At 70.3% G+C, this 24,081-nt stretch carries 18 protein-coding genes; 9 read left to right on the top strand and 9 right to left on the bottom strand.

Annotated features, from left to right (window positions below):
• Positions 1-246: 246 nt before the first annotated feature.
• Positions 247-1,188: a hypothetical protein gene (locus VLJ82_RS18265; RefSeq protein WP_408664789.1), complete on the top strand. Its 942-nt coding sequence runs from the start codon at positions 247-249 to the stop codon at positions 1,186-1,188.
• A gap of 115 nt (positions 1,189-1,303) precedes the next feature.
• Positions 1,304-2,062: a hypothetical protein gene (locus tag VLJ82_RS18260; RefSeq protein WP_408664788.1), complete on the top strand. Its 759-nt coding sequence runs from the start codon at positions 1,304-1,306 to the stop codon at positions 2,060-2,062.
• 6 nt (positions 2,063-2,068) lie between these two features.
• Here VLJ82_RS18260 and VLJ82_RS18255 read toward each other — a convergent pair whose 3' ends face one another.
• The 3 genes from VLJ82_RS18255 to VLJ82_RS18245 form a co-directional block, all read right to left on the bottom strand.
• Positions 2,069-4,369 carry a putative bifunctional diguanylate cyclase/phosphodiesterase gene (locus tag VLJ82_RS18255; RefSeq protein ID WP_408664787.1) on the bottom strand — a complete coding sequence of 767 codons (2,301 nt, stop codon included), beginning with the start codon at positions 4,367-4,369 and terminating at the stop codon, positions 2,069-2,071.
• A gap of 77 nt (positions 4,370-4,446) precedes the next feature.
• On the bottom strand, positions 4,447-6,495 hold the full coding sequence (locus tag VLJ82_RS18250) for a putative bifunctional diguanylate cyclase/phosphodiesterase (RefSeq protein ID WP_408664786.1): 2,049 nt from the start codon (positions 6,493-6,495) through the stop codon (positions 4,447-4,449).
• Positions 6,496-6,731: 236 nt separating this feature from the next.
• Positions 6,732-8,597, bottom strand: coding sequence for an Ig domain-containing protein (locus VLJ82_RS18245; protein ID WP_408664785.1), 1,866 nt, complete (start codon positions 8,595-8,597; stop codon positions 6,732-6,734).
• Positions 8,598-9,197: 600 nt separating this feature from the next.
• Here VLJ82_RS18245 and VLJ82_RS18240 point away from each other — a divergent pair.
• A complete protein-coding gene (locus tag VLJ82_RS18240; protein WP_408664784.1) occupies positions 9,198-9,911 on the top strand; it encodes an ANTAR domain-containing protein in 714 nt (237 codons plus the stop codon).
• Positions 9,912-9,962: 51 nt separating this feature from the next.
• Here VLJ82_RS18240 and VLJ82_RS18235 read toward each other — a convergent pair whose 3' ends face one another.
• From VLJ82_RS18235 to VLJ82_RS18225, 3 genes are all read right to left on the bottom strand, one after another.
• Positions 9,963-11,447, bottom strand: coding sequence for an MFS transporter (locus tag VLJ82_RS18235; RefSeq protein ID WP_408664783.1), 1,485 nt, complete (start codon positions 11,445-11,447; stop codon positions 9,963-9,965).
• Between the two features lie 68 nt (positions 11,448-11,515).
• On the bottom strand, positions 11,516-12,745 hold the full coding sequence (locus VLJ82_RS18230; protein ID WP_408664782.1) for an ATP-grasp domain-containing protein: 1,230 nt from the start codon (positions 12,743-12,745) through the stop codon (positions 11,516-11,518).
• A gap of 8 nt (positions 12,746-12,753) precedes the next feature.
• A complete protein-coding gene (locus tag VLJ82_RS18225) occupies positions 12,754-13,998 on the bottom strand; it encodes an ATP-grasp domain-containing protein (protein WP_408664781.1) in 1,245 nt (414 codons plus the stop codon).
• A gap of 108 nt (positions 13,999-14,106) precedes the next feature.
• On the opposite strand from VLJ82_RS18225, the gene VLJ82_RS18220 reads away from it, so the two are divergent.
• The gene (locus VLJ82_RS18220; protein WP_408664780.1) at positions 14,107-15,219 is read left to right on the top strand and encodes a cysteine synthase family protein; all 1,113 of its coding nucleotides are present in this window, start codon (positions 14,107-14,109) and stop codon (positions 15,217-15,219) included.
• On the opposite strand, the gene VLJ82_RS18215 is transcribed toward VLJ82_RS18220, so the two are convergent.
• The gene (locus tag VLJ82_RS18215) at positions 15,178-16,419 is read right to left on the bottom strand and encodes an MFS transporter (protein WP_408664779.1); all 1,242 of its coding nucleotides are present in this window, start codon (positions 16,417-16,419) and stop codon (positions 15,178-15,180) included. The genes VLJ82_RS18220 and VLJ82_RS18215 overlap by 42 nt on opposite strands.
• 116 nt (positions 16,420-16,535) lie before the next feature.
• Between VLJ82_RS18215 and VLJ82_RS18210 the strand changes: the two genes are divergently transcribed.
• The 3 genes from VLJ82_RS18210 to VLJ82_RS18200 all read left to right on the top strand — a co-directional run bounded on the left by VLJ82_RS18210 (position 16,536) and on the right by VLJ82_RS18200 (position 19,180).
• On the top strand, positions 16,536-17,354 hold the full coding sequence (locus tag VLJ82_RS18210) for a class I SAM-dependent DNA methyltransferase (RefSeq protein ID WP_408664778.1): 819 nt from the start codon (positions 16,536-16,538) through the stop codon (positions 17,352-17,354).
• 83 nt (positions 17,355-17,437) lie between these two features.
• Entirely contained in the window at positions 17,438-18,559 is a 1,122-nt protein-coding gene (locus VLJ82_RS18205) for an aminotransferase class V-fold PLP-dependent enzyme (protein WP_408664777.1), read from the top strand.
• 105 nt (positions 18,560-18,664) lie between these two features.
• Positions 18,665-19,180, top strand: a complete 516-nt coding sequence (locus VLJ82_RS18200) for a beta-class carbonic anhydrase (RefSeq protein WP_408664776.1) — start codon at positions 18,665-18,667, stop codon at positions 19,178-19,180.
• A gap of 27 nt (positions 19,181-19,207) precedes the next feature.
• Here the strand turns inward: VLJ82_RS18200 and VLJ82_RS18195 are convergent, their stop codons facing one another.
• On the bottom strand, positions 19,208-20,185 hold the full coding sequence (locus VLJ82_RS18195) for a YihY/virulence factor BrkB family protein (RefSeq protein ID WP_408664775.1): 978 nt from the start codon (positions 20,183-20,185) through the stop codon (positions 19,208-19,210).
• A 308-nt stretch (positions 20,186-20,493) separates the two neighbouring features.
• Between VLJ82_RS18195 and VLJ82_RS18190 the strand changes: the two genes are divergently transcribed.
• Both VLJ82_RS18190 and VLJ82_RS18185 read left to right on the top strand, forming a co-directional pair.
• Positions 20,494-20,961 (top strand): SRPBCC family protein, encoded by a 468-nt coding sequence (locus VLJ82_RS18190; RefSeq protein ID WP_408664774.1) that lies wholly within the window; start codon positions 20,494-20,496, stop codon positions 20,959-20,961.
• A gap of 33 nt (positions 20,962-20,994) precedes the next feature.
• Positions 20,995-22,158: an NAD(P)/FAD-dependent oxidoreductase gene (locus tag VLJ82_RS18185; protein WP_408664773.1), complete on the top strand. Its 1,164-nt coding sequence runs from the start codon at positions 20,995-20,997 to the stop codon at positions 22,156-22,158.
• Between the two features lie 125 nt (positions 22,159-22,283).
• Here VLJ82_RS18185 and VLJ82_RS18180 read toward each other — a convergent pair whose 3' ends face one another.
• A complete protein-coding gene (locus VLJ82_RS18180) occupies positions 22,284-23,675 on the bottom strand; it encodes a hypothetical protein (protein WP_408664772.1) in 1,392 nt (463 codons plus the stop codon).
• Positions 23,676-24,081 lie beyond the last annotated feature (406 nt).

Below are 24,081 nucleotides of genomic sequence, written 5' to 3'. Positions count from 1 at the left end.
AAGTCTGGCCGGTCGCCGACGAACAGCGCCTCTTGACCGTTGCCGAGCCCACTACGTTCTGCCGTGCCCTTCGTTATGCCCCCGAACCTCCCTGTTTAGACCGTCCGGCCGCGTTCACCCGCAGGGCACGCACGAAGTAACCGGGATGCCGAGCGAGTGGGACTCTCAGCAGGAGCTAGTAGATACAACCAGTATCTAGGTTCGGTTCCGAGAGCCGGCTGAAGCCGGCAGAGAAGGGCATCAGCCATGGTCAACACCCAAGTAGGCACACAGGTACGCCGGCCTGCCGTCCACCACCCCTCCCATCGCGGCCGCATCCTGCTGATCGGCTTCCTGGCGGGGCTCGCACTGGCGGTGGTGTGGTCGGCCAAGCTGGTCGACACCGGCATCGGCCAGAACATCGCCAAGACCGCCCTGGGCCACGACGCGCGCACCACGCCGATCGGCGGGCTGCTCTCCGGGGCGGTGTTCGCGTTCGTCACCGGGGTCGCCGGTTCCTTCACCGCCTGCAACATCGCGGTGTTCGGCGCGGTCGGCCCGATGGTCGAGCAGCAGGACGGCCGGCGCCAGAGCCTGCGCACCGTGCTGCGGCCGCTGGGGTGGCTGGTGGCCGGCATGCTGCCGGTGTCGGCGGCCTACGGCGCGATCGGCGCGTGGCTGGGAACCCGCATTCCGCAGCTGTCCACCGACACGGTGGGCAGCATGCCGGTCCGGCTGGTGCAGTCCTCGGTGGTGTTCGGCCTGATCGGGCTGGCCCTGGTCTACCTGGGCCTGGCCGAGTTGCGGCTGGTGCCGGACCCGTTGGCGCGAGTGTCGCAGCGTCGCCCCAACGCCCGGCTGGTGGTACTCGGCGCGCTGGTCGGCGGCTTCCTGATCGGCCGGCCGTTCCCGCTGTTCCACAAGCTGTTCCTCTACGCCGCCGAGCACAACAACCCGGTCTACGGCGCGGCGATCTTCGTCCTGCAGTCGCTGGGCAACATGCTGATCATGGCGGCGTTGTTCTTGCTGCTGATGGCGATCGGCCGGGGCTGGCTGGTGCGCTGGATGAGCGCCCGGCCCGGCCGGGTGGCACGGGTCACGGCAGCCATGCTGCTGACCGTGGGCGTCTTCACCGTCATCTACTGGACGATCCGGGTGCCGTCGCTGTTCGGCTACGGCTGGTTCCCGACCATGCCCTACAACAGCTGAAGTTTCCTCCGGGTGAGTTTCTTCGGCTGAACAATTGGGTATGTCCGATCGGCGGGTACCGGCAGTAAGCTTGCCGCCACTCGCAGGAACCGCCGGGCCGGGAGGAGGACTCGAGATGGACAGCGCCGCCCTGCTGAGCTTGCGCTTCGATCCCGAGGCGGACCTGCTCGAGGCCGCCCGGGACTGCGAGGCCGAGGTCTTCCTACGGGCCTACGGCAACACCCGCCAGCAACTGGCGGACGAGTACGGGCCGTACGAGCCGGCCTCGGTGTTCATCGCGCTGGCCGACGACAGCGGCGACGTGCTGGGCGCCTGCCGGCTGATCCGGCCCACCTCGCTCGGGCTCAAGACGCTGGACGACGCGGCACGGCCGCCCTGGTCACTGGACGTGGCCCGGGCGGCCCGGGCGGCCCGGCTGGACCTGAGCCAGACCTGGGACGTGGCGACGCTGGGCTGCCGGCGAGGCCTCAAGGGTGCGGGCAAGCTGGCCTCGGCGGCGCTGTTCCACGGACTGGTGCTGGCGGTCCGGGCCAACGAGATCCGGTCCGCGGTGATGATCATCGACGAGCGGGTGCGGCTCCTGCTGGCCGCGGCAGGCATGACCGGCCGGCCGCTGCCCGGCGCCCAGCCGGCCCGCTACCTGGGGTCGCCCGCCAGCACCCCGGTGTACCGGCACTGCGACGAGGCCTTCGACCAGCAGCGCATCACCAACCCCGACGCGCACCGGCTGTTCACCTACGGCATCGGGCTGGACGGCATCCGGGTGCCGCCGCTGGCCGAGTTCCGCTACGTCGAGCGGGTGCCCGGCTCCGCACAACCGGTCGGCGCCGGTCAGCGGGTCGGCGCCGGTCAGGTGGTCGGCGTCCCGGCCTGAGAAGGGTTACTGGTCGCGGCGCTGGCCGTCCAGCGGCAGCGAGTCGAAGCCGCCGTCGGAGACCGTGGTGCGGTTGCGAATCCAGTTCTCCACCTCGGCGGCCGGCATCGGCTTGGCCACATGGTAGCCCTGCAGCACGTCGACGCCCATCGCGATCAGGTCGGCGGCGGTCGCCGCGTTCTCCACTCCCTCGGCCACCGTGCGCAACCCGAGCGCCTGCGCCATCTGGAAGGTGGAGGCGACGATCATCCGGCTGCGGGTGTCGGTGTTCATGGCCGCGATGAAGGACCGGTCCATCTTCAGTTCCTGCACCGGCAGGTCGCGCAGGTAGGACAGCGAGGAGAAGCCGGTGCCGTAGTCGTCGATGGCGATCTGCACCCGATGCGTCCGGATGTCGCGCAGGATGGTGCGGGCCCGGGCGGGCTCGGCGATGAAGCTGTCCTCGGTGACCTCGATGACCAGGCTCTCGCTCGGCAGTTTCGCCTGGGCGATCGCGTCGTAGAGCCGGGGCAGGAAGACGCCGGAGAGCAGCTCCGGCGGGGCGCAGTTGAGCGAGACCCGCAGGTCCAGGCCGTTGGCCCGCCACCGGTGCAGGTCCTCCACCACCATCCGGCCGACGGCCAGGGACAGCGACAGCATCAGGCCCTCGCGCCGGGCAGCCGCCAGGAAGGCGATCGGGTGCAGCAGCCCGCGCTGCGGGTGCTGCCAGCGCACCAGCGCCTCCACGCCGCACACCTGCTGGGTCGCGGCGTCGATCTGGGGCTGGTAGTGCAACACCAGCTGGCCCTCGGGGATCGCCTTGCGCAACTCCTCGGCCAGCTGCAGCTTGTTGCGGGAGAAGTCGTCGGAGTGCACGTCGTAGAGCACCGCTCCGGCCCGGGTGGACTTGGCCTGGTACATCGCCACGTCGGCCCGCCGGAGCAGTTCCACGCTCTGGGTGTCGGTCGCGGAGCGCACCGTGATCCCGATCGAGGCGTTGGTGCTGAGCTCGATGCCCTCCACCAGGGTGGGCTCGAGCAGGACCTCGAGGATCCGCTGCGCGGTCTCCAGCAGCACCAGGGCGTCGTCGCTGGACATCACGATGGCGTACTCGTCGCCGCCGAGCCGGCCGATCATCACCGACGCCGGCAACGCCTCGCGCATCCGGTGCGCGGCCAGTTGCAGCACCGAGTCGCCGGCCGCGTGCCCGAGGGTGTCGTTGACGTCCTTGAAGCCGTCCAGGTCGAGCAGCATCAGCGCCAGCGGCCGGTCGGAGGCGAGCTCGGCGTCCAGCTTGGCGATCACCGAACGCCGGTTGGGCAGCAGGGTCAGGTCGTCGGTGCGCGACAGCGCGAACGCCTCGGCCGCGCCCTTGGCCTCGCGCAGGGCCAGCACCAGCCGGCCGCCGGCCGCGAGCAGGGTGAGCACCGCCGGCCAGGTCAGGTACGGCCCCAGCCCGGTGTGCGGGCGCACCGCCAGCACCGCGATCGCGATGAAGGCCGGGGTGACCATCAGCAGCGGCCCGGGGCGGCGGGGCAGCGCCTTGAGCACTTCGGCCCCCGGCCGGCAGGCCGCCTCGACGATCAGCGCGAAGCCGGCTGCCCACAGCAGCCCATCCACGAGGTTGAAGCCGTAGGTGCCCGCCGACAAGTTGGTGACGAAGTTGAGGTCTGCGACCGCGAACAGCCCCAGGCCGAAGCACAGCACCGCCGAGCGCTCCAGGCTGCGGCGTACCCGCAGCACCACCTGGCCGACCACCAGCAGCATCAGCGCGACGTCGATCATCGGGTAGAGCAGCGCCAGCAGCAGCGGCACGCCGTGCCCGCCGGCCGCGCTGCCGACTCCCAGCAGCAGCGGGCTGCCGGCCAGGCACGCGGTGCCGCCGCAGACCACCACCGCCTCCAGCCAGCCGTCCACCGCGGCGGTCAGCCGGTGGGCGGTGTCGATGATCAGGTAGCCGGCGATGCCCAGGTAGGAGGCCAGGAACAGCCATTCGCCGGGTGCCGGGAAGCGGGTGAGGTCGGGTTCGGACGAGCTGGCGTTGAGCACCGCGGACCCGGCGGCCCACAGGGCGATCGCGGCGAACAGCACCCACAGCGCGCTGCGGCGGCGCAGCCGGGCGGCGGCCGCGATCCCGATCCGCACCAGGATCAGCACGAAGAAGATCGCCAGGGTCAGCACGTGGGCGGTGCGCACCGCGTCGGTCGGACCTCCCGCACCCACCAGGTTGAGGACGAAGCCCACCGAGATGACGACCCAGACGGCGATGCCGAGCTGCCGGACGGCACGCTCGGGCAGGGCGCCACGCCGGTCGGCCTCGCTGGTCATGCCTCCCAGCTCCGCGCTGGTCGCAGGCCCGTTCCTGCCGGTGGACGGAGTGGACATCTTCTGGTTCCCGACTGCGTTCAGGACGCCACCTCGGCCCGGACGACCACGCTGTCCAGCTGCCGGCCGGCCGGGCTGTCCAGCACCGGTTGCCGGCTGGCCGCGTGCGCCAGGAGCCATTCGGTGGCCCGGGGCCCGGGCATCGGGGCGGCGATGTGCCAACCCTGCGCACCGTCGCAGCCGAGCTCGCGCAGCAGCCGCCACTCGGCTTCGGTCTCCACACCCTCGGCGACCGCTCGCATCCCCAGCGCGTGCGCAAGGTCCGCGATCGCCCGCACCACCCCGGTCGAGGAGCGGCCCTCGCCGAGCCGGCTGACGAACTCGCGGTCGATCTTGATCTCGCGCACCGGCAGCGTCTCCAGCCGCAGCAGCGAGGAGTAGCCGGTGCCGAAGTCGTCCAGGCTGAGCGTGATGCCCATGGCGTCCAGGTCGCGCAGCACCTCGGTCAGCTCGTCGCTGTGCTGGGCGAGCACCCGCTCGTCGATCTCGAGCTGCACCATCTCCGGCGGCAGGTCGCAGCGGCTCAGGCCGGTCATCACCAGCTCGGCCAGCCGGCCGTCGAGCAGGTCGGAAAGCGCGACGTTCATCGTCACCGGCACCGACAGGCCCAGCAGCCGCCACTCGGCCAGCTGCGACAGGGCCCGCATCACCAGCCGGTCGGTCACCAGGTGCATCAGGCCGGACCGTTCGGCCATCGGCAGGAACTCCTCCGGCGGCACGAAGCCGCGCTGCGGGTGCTGCCAGCGGATCAGTGCCTCGACGCCCAGCAGCGACTGGTCGTGCAGCGACACCTTCGGCTGGTACTGCACGGTGAGCGCGTCGGCGTCCAGGGCCTGGCGCAGCTCGCCGAGCAGGGTCAGCCGGTCGGTGGAGTTGCGGTCGCGGTGCGAGGAGTAGGTGACCACCCCGGAACGGGACTCCTTGGCGACGTACATCGCCACGTCGGACAGCCGCAACAGGTCCTCAGCCCCCAGGGCGTGGTCCGGATGCATCGCCAGCCCGATCGAGGCCTCGATCTCCAGCCGCATGCCTTCCAGCGACACCGGGTTCTCCAGCGCCGCCCGGATTCGCTCGGCGACGCCGAGCACCTCCGCCTCGTCGGCGTCCGGCACGATCACCGCGAACTCGTCGCCGCCCAGCCGGGCGACGTGGTCGGTGGGCCGTACCGCGTTGCTCAACCGCTCGGCGAAGCGGATCAGCAGCTGGTCGCCGACGTGGTGGCCGAGGGTGTCGTTGACCTCCTTGAAGTGGTCCAGGTCGATCAGCAGCAGCCCGAACGGGCGGCCGTCCCGCTTGGACTGGGCGAGCTCGGCGGCCAGCGAGGCCTGCAGGTGGAACCGGTTGGGCAGGCCGGTGAGCGGGTCGTGGCCGGCCTGGTGCTCGCGCTCGACCGACATCTGGGCCATCTTGTAGACCAGCACCAGCGGGATGAGCAGCAGCGGCAGCAGCTCCCAGGCCGCGTTGGCCACCGTGACGATCAGCGGCGAGAGCGCCAGCACCGAGAACGTGGTGGCGGTGTAGTGCCAGAAGTCGTCGAACAGGAACCGCCGGAACGAGCTGGTCCAGGCCAGCGCCCCGGAGACCAGCACCAGGTTGGTGAAGAAGTAGGCCAGGCAGGCGCCGGCCATCCACGGCAGGTCCATGCCGGACAGCGAACGCAGCGGCTGCTCCACCGACGGGGTGCCGGAGCAGACTGCCATCACCGCCCAGGCGGCGCAGATCGACAGGTTGTACTGCCCGACGTTGAAGATCACCTTCCACAGCGTCTTGCGAGCCCGCCGGTCGGCGGCCACCGAGGCGATGCTGACCACCACGATCGCCGGCCACGGGCCCCACAGGAACAGGATCGCGCAGGCGAACGCGGTCGACATCACCACGCCCTGCGGATCGTGGCCGCGGCCCTGGATGAGCGGGCGGAGCTCCAGCACCACCAGCAGCACCGCGGTCATCGCCAGCGGAGCGCCGGCGGTGTCGAGATCGGAGCTGACCAGGGACCGGACCGCCAGCGCGAGCGACGCCCAGCCCAGGATCACCGAGGAATAGAAGAAGGCGGTGAACATCGAGGGCATGAGTAAAGAGGGGCGACTACCGCCCCCCGCACCCCGTGGCTCCCCGACCATGAGGTTCCTATCGACCGGGCCGGAGCAGATGTGAGGGGTTGTGGCGCAATTCTTCGACCCGGCCCTCCCCGGGACGAGCCGGCCGGCCGGGTGCCCTTCCGGCCGCGGCCCCTCGGACAGCCGGCGGCCCCGGACCTGCCGGTCCGGGGCCGCCGGGAACTTCGTTCCCGCTGTGCGGTACCGCCTCAGCTGGCGTTGAACGCGGTGTCGTCGATCACGAACGAGGTCTGCAGCGAGGCGTCCTCGGTGGCGGTGAAGCTGACACTGGTGGTGCCGGCCGGGACGGTGAAGCTCTTCAGCGCGTACCCGGTGTTCTTGTTGAGGTTGGAGTACGTCGCCAGCACGGTGCTGTTCGCCTTGACGGTCAGCTTGTCGAAGGCCGTGGTGGTGGTCGTCTCGGCCGTGTCGATGTGCAGGTAGAAGCTGAAGGTCGCCACGCACCCGGACGGGATGGACACCGACTGGGACAGCGTGTCGGTGTGGGTGGTGCCGTAGCCGTCCATCCAGGCGTTCCAGCTGCCGCCGTGGGTCGGCTCACCGGAGGCCCCGTACTGCCCGATCACCCCGGAGCTGGCCGTCCAGTTCACGTTGCCGGACTCGAAGCCGGGGTTGAGCAGCTTCTGGCCCGGTGAGGTGCAGCCACCACCGACGGGACTGATCGTCCAGGAGAAGGTGGCCGAGCCGGAGCCGCCCGCCGACGCGGTCGCGGTGACCGTCGAGCTGTAGGTGCCCGCGGTGGTCGGGGTGCCGGAGATGACGCCGGTCGAGGAGTTGATCGACAGGCCCGGAGGCAGGCCGGTCGCCGACCAGGTGTACGGCGCGGTGCCGCCACTGGCCGACATGGTCAGGCTCTTGGCGGTGCCCACCGTGCCGGTCTGGCTGCCCGGGTTGGTCACCGTCACGCCGCTGGTGCCGTGGGTGACGATGGCGTGGCTGATGGCGCAGTTGTTGGTGTCGTTGGACCAGCTGGCCTGCTCGGCGTAGGTGCCGAACGAGCCGAAGGAGACGTTGGCGGCACCGCCGGCGGTGCCGGGCGAGAGCCACGCGCACTCGTCGGAGTTCTCCTGACCGTTGTAGGAGCTGCCGGTGTGGTTGGTCCAGCCGCCGGCCGGGTTCTGGTCCGACATCATCTCGTGCCACTCGTGGCCCAGCGTCATCGTCCAGCCGTCCAGCGTGCCGGGCGAGTTGACGAAGCCCACGCCGCAGCCGGCGCCGGAGTCGATGTTGTACGGCTGGTTGGAGAAGGCGATGTCACCGTAGGGCGAGCTCACCGCGCCACCGGTCAGCGTGGTGTCGCCGTTGTAGTCGTGCCAGGCGCAGTACTGGCCCTGGTAGCTGTCGGGGTTGGTGCCGTGCGGCGACAGGATCACGTAGTAGGCGTACCGGTTCGAGGCCGCGGTGGTGTTGCCGAAGTGGGCCGCGGCGTTGACCGCCTCCTGGCCCAGCTGGTGGCCGCTGGCCGTGGCCGGCGAGGCGACCGAGTTGTCGTACCAGACACCGGCCAGCACGCCGCCGGTCTGGTAGGGGATGTAGCTGGCGCCGGAGGCCGGGCAGCTGGTCGCGCCGGTCGCCACGCCGGCGCCGTCGCACCACTGGGTCAGGTCGGCCGACCACAGCTCGTTGTTGGTGCCGATGCCCTTGAACATCTGCTGGGCGGCGCCCGCCGCGCCGGCGGAGTCGTTGGTGAACTTCAGGTTGCCGTTGGCATCGGTGGACGAGGTCCCCCACTGGCTGCCGTAGAAGATCAGGTAGGTCTTGGAGTGCCCGCTCTGCACGCCGATGCCGTCGATGCCGCCGCCGTAGGACAGCGTCTGCGGGCCGGTGGCGGTGATCGTCGCGGGGTGCGCCTTGGCGTAGGCGTTCATCTTCGCCTGGGTGCCGATAGTGGGAACCACGCCGTGCCGGTAGCTGTGCCCGGCCGCCGGCGAGTAAGGGTTGCCCGGGGCGGCGTCGGCCGAGCCGGCCTGGACGATCCCGGTGACTGCGAGGGCCGCGAGGCTCGCGACCCCGAGGACCGCGCCACGCCGGCGCGATCGGGTGTGCAACGTCATTGTCGACCTTTCGGGGGTTGGGGGACGGCAGGTGCCGGCAGCACGCTCGAGGGCTGAGCGGTAGCCGGTTGTTTCCAGTCCATGTCGGACCGGCAGCGGGCATAGCGGATCAGCGCCGGACGAGGGCTCCTCTCAGACGCCGGCACGGGGGCAGAACGGGGAAATACCGGCCGGAATAACCGGCGCTTTGGGTGCTTCCGCGGAAACGTAACCGAAAATGCAATACGCCGTCAATGGCTTGAACATGTAAATTCAGCAGGCAGGATTTCATGAGAATCTCCTTACGTTTCCAGCAGATCGCAGCACCAAATTCTGCTTTCATGACGTTCACACTGCATCTACACAAAGCAGCTGAGCGCCCCGTCCGGGTGCCATTAATTACTCCTGCCGAAAGGCGGGAAGTCAGATATCGCCGGCGCGGAAAAAGCAGCGGCAGAAACCCGGCCGGCCGCTCGGGACGCATCGAGCCACCGGCCGCGGCCCCTCCCCCGCCCCGGCGCCACGCGCACAACCCCCGGGCAGGGTGGCCACATCGGGCAGCCATCATGCAAGATGCTTCCGTCGCCGACACTCCGCGGCGGGCAACACCTGGGGGCAGCCGTGGACACCACCGAGATGCTGGAGCTGTCGCAGGAGTTCGCGGCTCTCAGTTCCGAGCTGCGCGGCGCCGGCGACAGCCGGGCGGCGTTGCGCCGGATCGTCGACCTGGCGGTCAAGCATGTCGAGGGCTGCACCTGGGCCAGCATCACCGCGCTGCACGGCGTGCAGGGCCACAGCGTGACCGTCTCCGACGAGGTGGCCCGCCAGGTGGACGAGCTGCAGTACCGGTTCCACGAGGGACCGTGCCTGTCCGCGGCCACCGATGCCACCGACTACCTGCTCTTCGACGTCGAGAACGAGCCGCGCTGGCCGCAGTTCGCCGAGGCGACCGCGGCGCAGACCCCGGTCCGCAGCGTGCTGGCCTTCCGGCTGGCCGGCGAGCGGGCGGCGGCGCTGAACCTGTACGCCGACCAGCCGAATGCGTTCAACTCCGATGCCGTCGACACGGCCACCATCTTCGCGGCGCTGGCCTCCAGCCTGGTCGCGCTGAACGAGGCCGAGAACCAGGCCACCCACCTGGAGGCCGCGCTGGAGAGCAGCCGGACCATCGGCATGGCGCTCGGCGTGCTGATGTCGGCCCGCAAGGTCACCCAGGAACAGGCCTTCACGCTGTTGCGGGTGGCCAGCCAGCAGCTGCACCGCAAGCTGCGCTCGGTCGCCGCCGAGGTGGTCGAGACCGGCACGCTGCCCGACCTGCCGGCACCCCGGGTCTAGCGGCGCGCGGGCGCCGTCCGGCCGACCCCGGGGATCCCCGCAACCACGGCCTCAGTGCCCGGGCAGGCTGGGCGGGTGCGGCGCCGGCGGGGTGGCTGCCGGGACGGCCGGCGCGGGCTCCCCGGCCAGCACGTCGTCGGAGATGGTCAGCCAGGCCAGCAGGCCGCCGGCGATGCACAGCCCCGCGGCGATCAGCACCGCGTGGTGGAAGCCGGTCGACAGGGCCGCCGGGTGCGCCAGCGCGGTAGGGGTGATGCCGGCCAGCGCGGGCAGCACCGCGACCGCCAGCAGGCCCGCGGTCCGGGCCACCGCGTTGTTGACCGCCGAGGCGATGCCGACCTGGTGTTCGGGCGCGGCGGCCAACACAGTGGCGGTCAGCGGCGCGACGGTGCCGCTCAGGCCCAGGGCGAAGATGACAACGGCGGGCAGCACGCCGGTGAGGTAGCCCGAGTCGGGTCCCAGCCGGACCAGCAGGGCGAGCCCGATCCCGGCCAGCACCGGCCCCACCGCCATCGGCCGGCGCGGTCCGATGCGCTGCGCCAGCCGGCCCATCCGGGCCGACAGCAGCAGCATCACCACGGTCACCGGCAGCATCGAGCTACCCGCCGCGACCGGGCTGAAACCGCTGACCAGCTGCAGCTGCACCGGGAGCAGGAACAGCGATCCGGACAGCGCCGCATAGACCAGGAAGGTCACCAGGTTGGCGGCGCTGAACTGCCGGGAGGAGAACAGCGACAGCGGCATCATCGGCGACTGCCGCCGGTGCTCGTTGATCCCGAAGGCCACCAGCAGCGCCACCCCGGCCGCCGCGGTGGCCAGCAGCGAGCCCGGCCAGCGGCGCACCGGTCCCTCGGTGAGGGCGTAGACCACCCCGCCGAGCCCGAGGGCGGCCAGCGCCGCGCCGGTCAGGTCCAGCCGCCCGCCGGCCTGCTCGTCACGGGTCTCGGGCACCCAGTTGCGGGTGACCACCAGCACCACGGCGGCCAGCGGCAGGTTGAGCAGGAACACCAGCCGCCAGCCCCACGGCGCCAGGCCGGTCAGCAGGCCGCCGAGCACCGGCCCGATCGCGGTGGCCACCCCGCCCAGCCCGGACCAGGCGCCGACCGCCGCCGCCCGGTCCTCGCGGCGGAACACCGCCTCCAGGATCGCCAGCGACCCCGGCGTGAGCAGGGCCGCGGCCACCCCCTGCGCCGCCCGCATGCCGATCAGCACCTGCACGGTGGGCGCCAGCGCGCAGCCGGCCGACGCGATCGCGAACCACAGCACCCCGTGGGCGAAGATCCGCCGCCGGCCCAACCGGTCGCCGAGCGAGCCGCCGAGCAGCAGCAGCCCGGACAGGGTCAGGGTGTAGGCGTTCAGCAGCCACTGCAGGCTGGTCAGGCCGGCGTGCAGGTTCGCCCCGATCCGGGGCAGCGCCACGTTCACCACGGTCGCGTCCAGCATGGCCATCCCGCTGCCCAGCACGGCGGCGGCCAGCACCCAGCGTCCGGCTGCCGACTTCAACGCCAGGCCAGGAGGTGCTCCGCCCCCGGTCACCGGCCCTGCTCCGGCGACCGGGCCGACGTCGGTGCGGGCATCCGCGCTCCCCTCCTGGTCAGTACCCCCTAGGCAAAGTCCGGCGCCGGGGCACGCCAGCACCGTCCGTCTGCGTAGCAGAACTCGATCGCGGTGGTCACGCGGCTCAAGGCCTCGGCAAGGGCCTCCGCGTTTCCGGCCGTGACCAGCACCTGCACCGGGCGCTGCAGGTTGTCCACGATATCGGGAACTCCGCGCTCCAGCAGACCGGGCAGCACATCCACCGACAGCACTGCCGGATCGGAGGCCAGGGCCTCCAACCCCCGCACCTGCGCGAGCTCGCCACTGGGTGGCACGAACGAGTAGAAGGCCTGACAGGCCGGCGGCACGGCAGGCAGCTGCGGGATCTGACCGTGACTGTCGGCAGCGAGCTGCCGCACCCCGAGCGCGTCGTCGACCATCCGCCAGATGCGGTCCCCGCCGACCCGCAGCTGCGACTCGATCAGCACCGGCGTTCCGTCGCCGCGGAGCTTGAACTCCGTGTGAGCCGAACCGTTGCGCAGACCGATGGCGTCGAGCACCTGCTGCGCCATGTCAGCGGCCAGCTTCATCTCCTCCGCTCCCAGCTTGGCCGCCGGTGGAGGCACGAAGGTGCAGTTGAAGACCGCGTACGGATAACGCGTCAGCCGCGAGTAGGAGAAGCCGACCACCACGTGCCGGCCGTCCACCGACTGGGTCTCCACGCTGTAGATGTCCGGCCCGTCGACGAGCTCCTCCGCGAGCCTCGGCTCTGCGGTGAAGTCCCCGCTCAGAACTTCGTCCAGCTCGGCCTGCGTCCGGATCTGGCGAACACCTACCGCGCCGGCACCGTCGGTGGGCTTGACGATCAGCGGCAGCCCGACCCGCTCGGCGAACTCCCGCAGGTCCGCGGGGCTCTGGATGCTCGCGTAGGGCAGGGAATAACGTTCGGCAGCCGAGCCGGTGAGTCGCTTGCGCAGCGCCGGCTTGTACATGGTGAGCATCACGGGCAGGAGCTCCGGTCCCGGAATCCTCAGCGACTGGGCGGCAATCGCGGCAGGGATCAGCCCTCGCTCGGTCTGGCACACCACCCGGGTCACCGGGAGCGAGGCAGCTATCTCGTGGGCCGCGAGAACCACGGCCGTCGCGTCGTCCACCCGGGACTGCCGAACCTGGAAGCACTGGCTCAGCAGTGCCGTGTCGAAGCTGTCCGACGCCTCGACGGAGCCGATGAAACTGACCGCGTCGGCAGTGCCCAGGGCGGCAGCCAGGCCCTCGGTCCAGCCGCCGACGACCAGCACGTGCGAGGTCATGCCACCACTACCTCGACGGCGTTCTGGCGGGACAGCATACGCAGGATGGCCAGGTCGGCACTGGCTTCCTCGACCACGAGCATGCCCACCGACGCGCGCTGGTCGACCGGGTCGGGTAGCTGGACACCGACCCGCTTGGTCGGAAACCATTCACCCGTGGCCAGCGGTGCGCCACTGAGCCGGTCCCGGACCGACACGAACTCCCCGGCCCGGTCGGGATAGAGCACCCACTGTGCCACACAGGAACGCGGTGCCGCCTCCAGGTCCATCAGGCGGGGGCGCTCGCCGAGGGCGATGTCTACCAATGCATCGTAGATATTCACCTGCAAGGCACGGCTCAATGCCTCTCCGATCGTGACCCCGCCAAGCCTCGGGTTCACCTCGATGACCTCGAAGCCGTCCGGGCCGACCACGAACTCGGTGTGGGCGAAGCCGGTGTCGTAGCCGACCGCGGTCAGGACCCGGCTCACCCACTCCTCGACGCCGGCCAGCCGTCCGGTGGTCGAGACCGGCGTGACCGCCGCGTTCTCCCGGAATCCGGGGAAGCTGGAGGTGATCCGTCCGGAGACTGCGAGGAAACGGTGCTCGCCCTCGAAGGAGACGGTCTCGGCACTGAAGAGTTCGCCTTCAAAATAAGGCTCACAGGTCACCGTCTGCGAGCGCAACCGCCCGTTCCGCGCAGCAGCGCTCACCTCGGTTGCCACCGATGCCGCCGTGCCCGAGGTGGCCAGCCACACGTTCTCACTGCCAGTTCCCGCCGCGTCCTTCACGATGATGTGACCACTCGGTGCCGAGGCGATCAGCTCTTGGAGTTGGCCGGCCGTCACGGCCGATGCCGCGAGCTCGCTCGCAGGTGCCGGGCTCAACTCCTTGGAGTATAACGAGTTGCGCACCCGGGTCTTGTTGCGAAGGTCACAGAAAAGTCGTGGATCACGTGTCGGCAGGCCCAGGGCGGCAGCAATCTCGGCGCCCGCGAGACCCCAGGTGTCGGTATTGGCGATGAGTCCCCGGACGTCGGCCAACGTGGCGATCTCGCGAAGGACCTCGTCGCGGTCGAAGGTTTCACAGACCCGCACCGGTACCGGAGCCAGGCCCCGCCTGGGAATCTCGACCTCCAGCTCGTACCAGTACCAGTCGGGATCCCGGGCCAGCAGGACCAGGTCGTGCCCGCGGGACCGAACGGCTTCTGCCAACCGGGACAAGCCAAATGTCAATGACTCCAGAACGACGATGGTTGCCATAAACCTCTCCGGCAGGCTAGAAACGAAACGATCCAAAGACAGCGTCGAGGGCGAACCCAGGCGTCTTGGGCGAACCTATCAGTACCAAGAAGAAGCAGGCGATGGCGAATGACCTTCCACTCAGCGGGAGTACTCGATACAGTGGGGGACTCCCCCTCGTTCCCCCTGATACATAGCACCGATTCCCGCTCGGCACGGATCGTGGCCAAGTGGGAACGCACCAATCCAGCCGGCAGCGTCAAGGACCGCCCGGCGCTGCACCTCGTCGACTTCGCCGAACGTACCGGCTTGCTCCAGCCCGGCGGGACGATCATCGAGTCATCCAGCGGAAACTTCGGCATCAGCCTCGCGATGATCGGGGCGGCGCGAAAGTACCGGGTCATAATCCTCGTCGATCCGAAGGCAACGCCGGCGAACCTCCGGGTGCTGCACGCCTACGGCGCCGAAGTGGTCGTCGTGACCGAGCAGGACGACACCGGCAGCTACCACAAGACCCGGATCGCCCGCGCCAACGAACTGGCCGCTGCCATACCGAACTCCTTCCGTCCCGACCAGTGCTTCAATCTCGCGAACTCCGAGGCCCACTATCAGGCCACCGGCCCTGAGATCGTGGCGGAGGTGGGCTATCCCGACGTGGTCGTCGCCGCCGTCAGCACCGGCGGCCAGCTCGGTGGGCTCAGCCGGTACTTCCGCGACCGCAGCCCGAAGACCGTGCTCGTCGGGGTCGACGCCGAGGGTTCGCAGATCTTCGGCGGCCAGTCCGCGGCCTACGCGGTTCCGGGTGTGGGACTGGGCTGGACACCGGTGAACCTCGACCTGGCCCTGGTCGACGATGCCTTCAAGATCTCCTCCGAACTGGTCTTCCAGGCCTGCCGGGCATTGGCACGGCACGAGGGCATCCTCGCCGGCGCGTCCAGCGGAGCGGTCTACCTGGCGGCTTTGCGCTATGCACGCGCCCTGCGCCCCGGCCAGACGGTGGTGGCCATGCTCTCCGACAGCGGGGACCGCTACCTCGACACGGTGTTCGATCCTGCCTGGCTCGAAGAGCGCGGCTTGAGCGCCCGGACACCGGATCTCGAGCAGTTGTGCGCCTATGCCGACGGGCTCCGGTCGGCGGCGCCACTGCGGCCTGCGCTCGTCCCGGGCCTGGAGGAGGAGCTGGGAATTCCGGCGACCACGCTATGGATGAACGCTGAGGTCAGCGGCAGCCGGGTGGGATGACCGCTCCTCGATAAGGGACTTCGACATCCGTTGCGCGATCGTGCCGGCGACCGCGAACAGGGCACAGGCCCCCCAGACGATGTTCTCGTGACCGCCCGAGGCCAGCGCGGAACCCGCCGAGCCACCGATCAGGACCCCGGCCGCGTACGCGCTGTTGTACCGGCCGACCACCCTGCCCGGTCGCCGCGACCGCTTGCCCAGCTCGGCCGCGATGGTGGTGCCCCGGGCGCCTACCGCGATCTCGGCAATGCTCCACGCGATGACGCTGGCGGTGACAGCCGGCATCGTCGTGCAGAATGCCGTCGCAGCGATCGCAAGGCCGGCCGCGCCCTGACCGAAGGCCAGGATGTCCTGCCCGGAGAATCGCAACAGCGCGGGAGAGACCACCGGCTGGATCAGGAGCACCAGGATCGCGTTCAGCGAAAGCATGATTCCGTAGTCGCCGGTGCTCAGTCCGGCACGGATCATGTGCACGGCAAGGGCAGTGATGGTCTGGGCATAGACGGCCGCGAACAAGGCGGTCGCAAGGTAGAACAGCCCAACACCCAGGCGCGGACTGCGGCCGAGGTCAGTACTCTGCACCACCTCGACGCTCGGCGCCGGTTCGCGGTTGCCCCTTCTCGGCACATCGTGCAGGAAGATCAAGGCGATCAGCGCGAATACCGCGCTGGTGCTCGCATCGAGGACGAACACCAGGAAGAAGCTGTGCTCGGCCAGGAAGCCGGCCAGGGCGGCCGAAATCGCCGTGCCCAGGCTGACGGCGACGAATTGCATCTCGAAGGCCAGTCCGCGCTGGGTGTCCTCGACCCGCCCGACTATCGACTGGGTCATCGCGGGGCGATAGATCGAGTCGGTCAGGCCCAGCATGGTTATCGAGACGACGAGTGCGGGCACGGACGCGGACAGGCCTGCCGCGATCAGCGCCACCGCGTTGCTCGCCATTCCCAGGAACAGCGTGGCCCGGTTGCCGAGCCGGTCGGTCAGCCAGCCACCGAGGAGCGGGGAGACCACGGTGCCAGCGCCCCGGAGGGCAATGAGAAGTCCCACAATCGCAGGCTCGAGCCCCCGGCCGACCGAGAGATAGAGTGTCAGGAGCGCTAGGACACTCGTCCCGAGGCGATTGACGAAGGTGCATGCCCACAGAAGCCAGAAGCTGCCGGGTAGCGCCCGGATCCGGCGGAGATCGGCAGCATATGACACGTAGAAAACTCCTAACGGCTCCGCGACCAGGCTCCGGTCATCGTCTCGCGGCAGTCCCTGGCTGGATCAGGTTAGGTCATCGGGCAGCGCCGCTGCCCGGGCTGGGAGGGTAGCGAATGCAGGTCTCCGCCGACGCAACCACCGGCCCACAGTCCTTGGTCGCTCCGAACTACCTGCACGATGCGCCTGAGCTGTACGAGGCCTACACCGCCGATGTGGGAACGGAGTTGATCGAGGCGGTCGCCGCCCGGCTGGCGCGCCGCGGCGCCGGCTCCGTGCTGGACGTGGGCTGCGGTCCGGGTGCGGAAATGGCTTTCCTGCGGGCGAGAGGCTTCCACGCCGACGGGGTGGACGCTTCGGGCCGGATGGTTGCCCGGGCCCGCGAGCGCTGCCCTGACGCGCGGGTCGAGCAGCGCCTGATGACCGATCTCGACCTGCCGGACCGCTACGACTGCATCCTCTGTCTCGGAAGTACCTTCCTGTACAACTACACGCCGGCCGAAGTGGACCGGGCGCTGACCGAGTTCCGCCGGCACCTGCAGCCCAGCGGCCTGCTGGTCCTGGAGATGCGCAACGGCGGGTACTTCCTGACCGAGGCCGGGCAGCGGTTGCTGCACGACACCTCGACGGTCTCGATAGATCTTCCGGACGGCTCCGCCCTCACCTGCACGTCGCGTCTGTCGATCGACGTCGCCCGCCAGCGACTGCGCCGGGAGTACGCCTGGTCCCGCGGCCAGGAAGAGTCCGCCACGGAGGTGATCTTCCACCGGCTGTTGTTCCCCGTCGAGATCAGGTACCTGTTGCAGGTGGCGGGATTCGAGGTGCTGTCGGTGAGCAACCATCCCGCGAGCCTGGCCGACGAGGCCTGGTCCTTGCCCGAGCAACTCGACGGACCGCGGGTGATAGTGGCGGCGCACATGACGAGGGAGGCATAGTCCTGAGGACCGACGACAGCTGGACCGAGGCCGAGCTGTGGGCACGCACCGCCCGTGCGAAGACGCCCGGTGCACACGGGCAGGTGTTCCTGGACAGCGCCGGCTCGTCCTTGATGAGTGCCAGCACGCTGGCGGCCGTCCAGCAGCACCTGGAGCTCGAGGCACGGATCGGCGGGTACGCCGCGGCGGATCAGGTGGCAACCCGGTTGTCGGAGCTGCGGTCGTCGGTGGCGCGGCTGGTGGGATCGGACGATCCCGAAGAGATCGCCCTGAGCGACAGCGGCACGCGTGCGTGGACGAGTTGCTTCTACAGCATCCCGCTGGCCCCGGGACAGACCATCCTGCTCACCGGTCCCGAGTACGCCAGCAACGCCATCGCCGCGCTGCAGCGAGCCGAGCAGGCGGGCGCCCAGGTCAGCTTCGTCGCCCAGAACCCCGACGGCGGCATCGACCTGGACGACCTCGAGGCGAAGCTGCACACCGCCGACGTCGCCGCCATCTCGCTGGTTCAGGTACCTACCAATGGCGGGCTGGTGGGTGACGTGCGGACGGCGGCGGCGCTCGCGCACCAGGCCGGCGCGTTCGTGCTGCTGGACGGCTGCCAATCGGTAGGCCAGCTGGCTGTCGACGTGAACGACCTCGACATCGACGCCCTGGCCTGCACCGGGCGCAAGTGGTTGCGAGGGCCGCGCGGCACCGGAATGCTGTGGGTACGGCGCCGGTCGCTGGAACGCCTGCGGCCGGCCATGCTCGACCTGCGTTCGGCATCATGGACCGGGCCGACGACGTATGAGGTGGCCGAGTCCGCACGTCGCTTCGAGTTCTGGGAGCAGGACGTCGCGGCGCTGGTGGGGCTGGCGGCGGCCCTCGACGAGGCCCTCGACTACGGGATCGAGCGGATCGAGCAGGCCGTGCGACGGCGGGCCCGCTACCTGCGCACCCAGCTGGCATCCCTCGGGCGGGTGAACGTGCACGATCCGGACGACGGCAGCGGCATCGTGTCCTTCACCGTCGAGGGCCTGGACCCGGTGACGGTGCAGCAGCGGCTGCGCGAACAACGGGTGACCACCACGGTCAGCAGGCGTCCGTCAACGCTCGTCGACATGACCCGGCGCAACCTCCTCGCGGTCGGCCGGGCCTCGCCGCACTATTTCGTCAGCGACTCCGATCTCGATCGTGCCGTCTCAGTCCTCGCCGCCCTGTGACGCCCGTCGGTCTCCGGCACACCGGAAACAGGCTCAGGACCTGGGAACGGGGCGGCCCACCCTCCCGTTCGCGGCTCCTGCCGTCTGTTCTGCTGAAATAGAGCCATGACCGAAGCGTTCTCCGACCTGCTCGAGGCCAACGCCGGCTACGCCGCCGGCTACCGCGACCCGCGCCTGGAGGGCCGAGCGGCCCGCGGCCTGGCCGTGGTGACCTGCATGGACTCCCGGATCGAACCGCTGGCCATGCTGGGCCTGGCCAAGGGCGACGCCAAGATCCTGCGCAACGCCGGCGCCCGGGTGACCGACGACGTGCTGCGCACCCTGGTGCTGGCGGTGCACCTGCTGGCCGTCCGGCGGGTGATGGTGGTGGCGCACACCGACTGCCGGATGTCGAAGGTGACCGACGAGCAGGTGCACGCCGACATCCTGGCCGGTTCCGGGGTGGACACCCGCAGCCTGGACTTCGGCACCATCTCCGACCAGCGGGCGGTGCTGGCCCACGACGTGCGCCGGATTCGCAGCTCGCCGTACCTGCCGGCCGACCTCGCGGTGATCGGCTGCGTCTACGACGTCCGGACCGGCGCGCTGGAGGTGCTGGCCGACGGCACCGAGGACGAGTAGGCCTGACCGCCTTCTCGATCTTCGGAGCTACTTCGATTCCAGCCCGGTGGCCTGCCGCTGCTTGTCCGGCGTCAGCTTGCGGGTGTCGCGCGGCTCGGCGAACGGGGTCTGGTCCGGCGGCTGGCCGGCCTCGATGGCGCGGGCGTGCTGCAGCTCGGCGTTGAACTCGGCACCGAGCAGGATCGCGATGTTGGTGATCCACAGCCAGATCAGAAAGATGATCACGCTGGCCAGCGAGCCGTAGGTCTTGTTGTACGAGCCGAAGTTCGCGACATAGAACGCGAAGCCGGCCGAGGCGATGATCCAGATCAGCACGGCGAGCACGCCACCGGGGCTGATCCACTGGATGCCGGGCTGCTTGACGTTGGGCGCGGCGTAGTACAGCACCGCCAGCATGACGCTGACGATCACGACCAGCACCGGCCACTTCACGATGCTCCAGACCAGCAGGCCGGTGTCGCCGATGCCCAGCGCGTGGCCCACCCGGTCGGCCAGCGGACCGCTGAACACCACGATCACCGCGGCCAGCACCCCCATCACCGCCATCGCCAGGGTGATCGCCAGCCGCAGCGGAATGGTCTTCCAGATCGGCCGGCCCTCCCCCATCTCATAGATGGCGTTGGACGCCCGCATGAACGCCGCGACGTAGCTGGAGGCCGACCACCAGGCGATCAGCAGGCCCAGCACCGCGGCCAGGCCCGCACTGCTGCGGGCCTGCACGTTGTCCAGGATCTGCTCCAGCACGCTGCGCACGCCGCCGGGGGTGAGCTGGCCGACGTTGTCGACCAGCTCCTGGGTGGTGGAGTCGCCGAGCAGGCCGAGGATGGACACCAGCACCAGCAGCCCGGGGGCGAGCGTCAGCACCCCGCGGTAGGTCAGCGCCGCCGCCCAGTCGGAGAGGTTGTCGTTCTGGAACTCCTTGACCGAACGCTTGAACACGCCCTTCCAGGACGTGTCGCTCAACTCGGTCAGCTGGTCGGGCTCTCGACGGGCTTTGGTGGTCATCGGATGCTCCGGTTCTCGGCGGGCGCCACTGCCGGGCTGCTGCGGAGTGGGCGCTGCCGGTGTGGGCTTCGGCGGATGCCGGCCCGCCGGGACTGCCGGCGGGCGATCTGGTGCGGGCAGCTGGTTATTCAGCCGTCCCGGTGATCTTCTGCTCCTGCTGTCAAACGTAGGCCGTCGGGCGAGCCGGGTGCAAACCTCGCGCGGAGGAATCTCGCCGAAGATCCCCGGGCCGGCCGGTGCGCTACGGTTTAACCGGCTGAGCCCGTAGCCCCCGAGCGTGGTGCGCCACGCCTACCGAAGGGTGTCGCATGCCTGCCACGCCGATGACCGAGGTGCGCGCGTCGATGCGCGCCGGAGCCGACCGGATCTTCGCCGAACTGGCCGACGGCTGGGCCTACGTGGGCTGGGTGGTGGGCGCGTCCCACATCCGCGACGTCGACGCCGGCTGGCCGGAGGTCGGCAGCAAGATCCACCACAAGGTGGGGGTCTGGCCGCTGGTCATCGCCGACGACACCGAGTCGTTGGTGTGCGAGCCCGGCCGCCGGCTGCTGATGCGCGCCAAGGGCTGGCCGCTGGGCGAGGCGACCGTCGAGATCGTGCTGGACCAGCGCTCGCCGTCGCAGACCGAGGTGACGCTGCGCGAGGCCCCGACCGCGGGACCGGGTCACTGGCTGGACAATCCGGTGCAGCGGTGGCTGCTCCGGCTGCGCAACCGCGAGACGCTGCGCCGGCTGGCCGACCGGGTCGAGCACCGGCCGCGTCCGGGGCGCAACTGAGCCGCTGGGCGGCCCGGCTCGTACGGTGACCGGATGAGCCGGCCATCGGAGCACTACGACGTGATCGTGGTGGGCGCCGGGCCTGCCGGGTGCGCGGCGGCCGCGGCGGTGGCGCAGGCCCGGCCGCGGCTGACGGTGCTGGTGCTGGACCGCGCCGACTTCCCGCGGGACAAGCCGTGCGGGGACGGCATCGCGCACGAGGTGGACGCCGAGCTCGCCGGCCTGGGCTTCGACGTGCCGCGGGTGTTCGCCGGCACCGTGCCGGTCGCCGGCCTGGCGCTGCGGTCGCCGGGCGGGGTGCGGGTGCACCGGCGGATGCGGCACCCGGTGCACGTGGTGCCGCGCCAGGTCTTCGACGCCCGGCTGGTGCACCAGGTGCGCGAACGCGGGATCGAGGTGCGCCGGCACCCGGTCCGCCGGGTGCAGGTGGCCGACGGCGGGGTGTGGCTGGACGCCGCCCTGCATGCCCGGGTGGTGATCGGGGCGGACGGCGCGGAGTCGGTGGTGCGCCGCAGCCTGGCCGGTTCCCGGCCGGCTGCGGCACCCGGCAGGGCGCCGGTCGCGCTGGCCATCCGCGGGTACGCCGCCGAGCCGGCCGGGCTGGCGGCGCTGGCCGGCAGCCAGTTCATCACGATGACCGACCGGCACTGGCCCGCCTACGCCTGGAGTTTTCCGATCGGCGACGGCCGGGCCAACGTCGGCTACGGCGAGCTGCTCGGACCCGACCCGGTGAGCCGGGCCGACCTGCTGGCCCGGATGCGGGCGTTGCTGCCGGGCCTCGGAGAGGCCGAGGGCCTGCGGGCACACCGGCTGCCGCTGTCGTCCGGCCGGCCGCCGATTCCCGACGGTCCGGTGCTGCTGGCCGGCGACGCGCAGTCGATGATCAACCCGTTCACCGGCGAGGGGATCTTCTACGCGGTGGTGTCCGGGGCGCTGGCCGGCCGGGCCGCCGCCCGGGCGGTGACCGAGGGCGGGGATGCCGGCTCGCGGTACCGGCAGGCCAGCCGGCGGCGGCTGGGGCGGCACCTGGCGCACACCGGCGCGCTGGCCCGGCTCGGCGGCTGGACCGCGCTGACGGACGCCGGCCTGCGGGCCGCCCGCGACGACCAGCGCGCCTTCGACGACCTGGTGCGCTTCGGGCTGGCCGACGGGCTGCTCACCCCCCGGCTGCTCAACCGGCTGCGGTTCTCCGGTTGACGTTCCCAGCCTGACGGTCCCAGCCTGACGGTCCCAGCCTGACGGGTCCCAGGCTGAGGCCGAGCGCCGCCGGGTGGGTGGGTCACGACGGCGCTCGGCTGGTCAGCAGCCCGGCTGACGCCGGGTCAGGCAAGCTCGGAGAAGCAACAGGAACCGGACGCGCCGGTCAGCGTGTTCACCACCGCGCTCTGCGCCTCGGCCGGCCCGCCGCGCAGGAACGCCCCGGAGTAGCCGCGGGCGCCGAGGAAGGCGCCCCAGACCAGCAGGTACTCCTTGAGTCCCTCGTCGGACGGGAACAGCTCGGTGTGCGGGTGGATGCGCCGCTGCAGCACGAACTCGCCGTCCATGGCGTCTTTCACCATGCCGGCCCAGGAGTCCGGATCGGTCTGCCAGCCGGGCACCACGCCGGTGCCGCCGTGCAGCATCACCGGCTTGAGGATCAGCTCGTCGCGGGCGGTGAGGGCGTAGTCCTCCAGCAGCACGCTGCGGCTGCCGTCCACGGTCACCGGGCCGGGCCGCACCATCCGGGTCCAGGGCAGGATCCGGTCCAGCACCTCCAGCTCCTGCTCGTCGAACACGCCGCGGTTCGCCTCGTCCGACAGCAGCGCCAGCGCGCCCTTGCTGCCGTAGAGCTCGGCGTCCATCGGCGAGAAGATCTTCACCTTGCCGCGCTCGGCGGCCCGCAGCACCGGCTCGATCAGGCCGGGGCCGGTCGGGTCGAGCAGGTCCTCGATCAGGAAGCTGCGGTAGATGATGTCGACGTGCCGGTCACCGACCCAGACTTCTGAGTTCTCGTCGATGCGCATGTGGCCGAGGTGACAGGGGAACGCATCGACACCGAGCTTGCTGATGTTGGTGGTGTTCTTGATCAGCTGCGCTTCCAGGTCGGGGTAGCTGCCCGGCCAGTCGCAGAACGCCACGGTCGGGCGGGTGCCCGGCCGGACGTCGCACTCGGCCTTGAGCGTCTCGGCGGCCTCGACCATGGTGTCGATGAAGCCCAGGTTGTGCTCGGCGGCGAACTCGGCCATGAATGGCTGGTCCATGTAGGCCCGGCTCAGCGTGGCGGCGTCGATGCCGCCGAGCGAGGCGCTCATGTTGTACTCCAGCACCCGGAAGCCGGTGTCGTCGACGTACATGTCCGCCCGGGACAGCCGGCTCGGCGCGTTGCCGCGGCCCCGGACGATGGCGTTGACCTGCTGGGCCGGCACCCCGGTGGCGATCACGAACGAGGCCAGGTCACCGCCGAACAGCCGGTCGGGCAGGCTGGTCAGGCACTGGTACAGGGTCTCGAGGTCGGCGCCGAGCCGCTGCACCTGCTCGCGCTCCAGGAATCCCGGACGGGTCAGGCAGCGGCCGTCCATGTTGGTGCCGACCGTGACCGGCTGGACGGTGGCATGGAACTCGCTGGGCCGGATCCCGCTGGCCTCGAACGCGGCCAGGTAGGTGTCGGTGAGGGCGTTCTGGTGCATGCGCTCGCTGTAGGTGGCGGGACGCGTCGGCGCTGCCTGCTCGGTCACGAAACATTCTCCGATTCTGTGGACACGCAGAAAGTTGCCGGTCCGCTGATGTGCGGCTAATAGAGTTCCGGCGCGGCACAGGCTAACCCACGGTAGGCGGATTAGATAGCCGAACAAAACAATTTTCTATTCAGCGCTTAATACGGTTTCCGGTTTGTCCGGTGTCTGCGGCCGTAGGTTCTCCGGTGCCGGTCCGGCGGGATGTCGGTTGGATGAGAACCAGCCTGCAGCCCCTGGAAAACCAGGCTTTCCGCGCTACAGGAAGCCTGCCGTTCCGGTGTATCCGGTAGTGCAGCGGTTGGTGCAACGCTGCCAGGCAGGATGGGCGCAGCGGGTGAAAACCGCTACCCGACCCTGCCCTTGGCAATGCGCGGCTCGCGTGTTCGATAACTGAACCAGGCTTTCT

Source organism: Jatrophihabitans sp. (assembly GCF_035474675.1).
In the GTDB taxonomy this organism is placed as follows: domain Bacteria; phylum Actinomycetota; class Actinomycetes; order Mycobacteriales; family Jatrophihabitantaceae; genus Jatrophihabitans_A.
The sequence above is the reverse complement of the archived record's forward strand: the minus strand, read 5'-3'. Positions and strand labels throughout refer to the sequence as shown.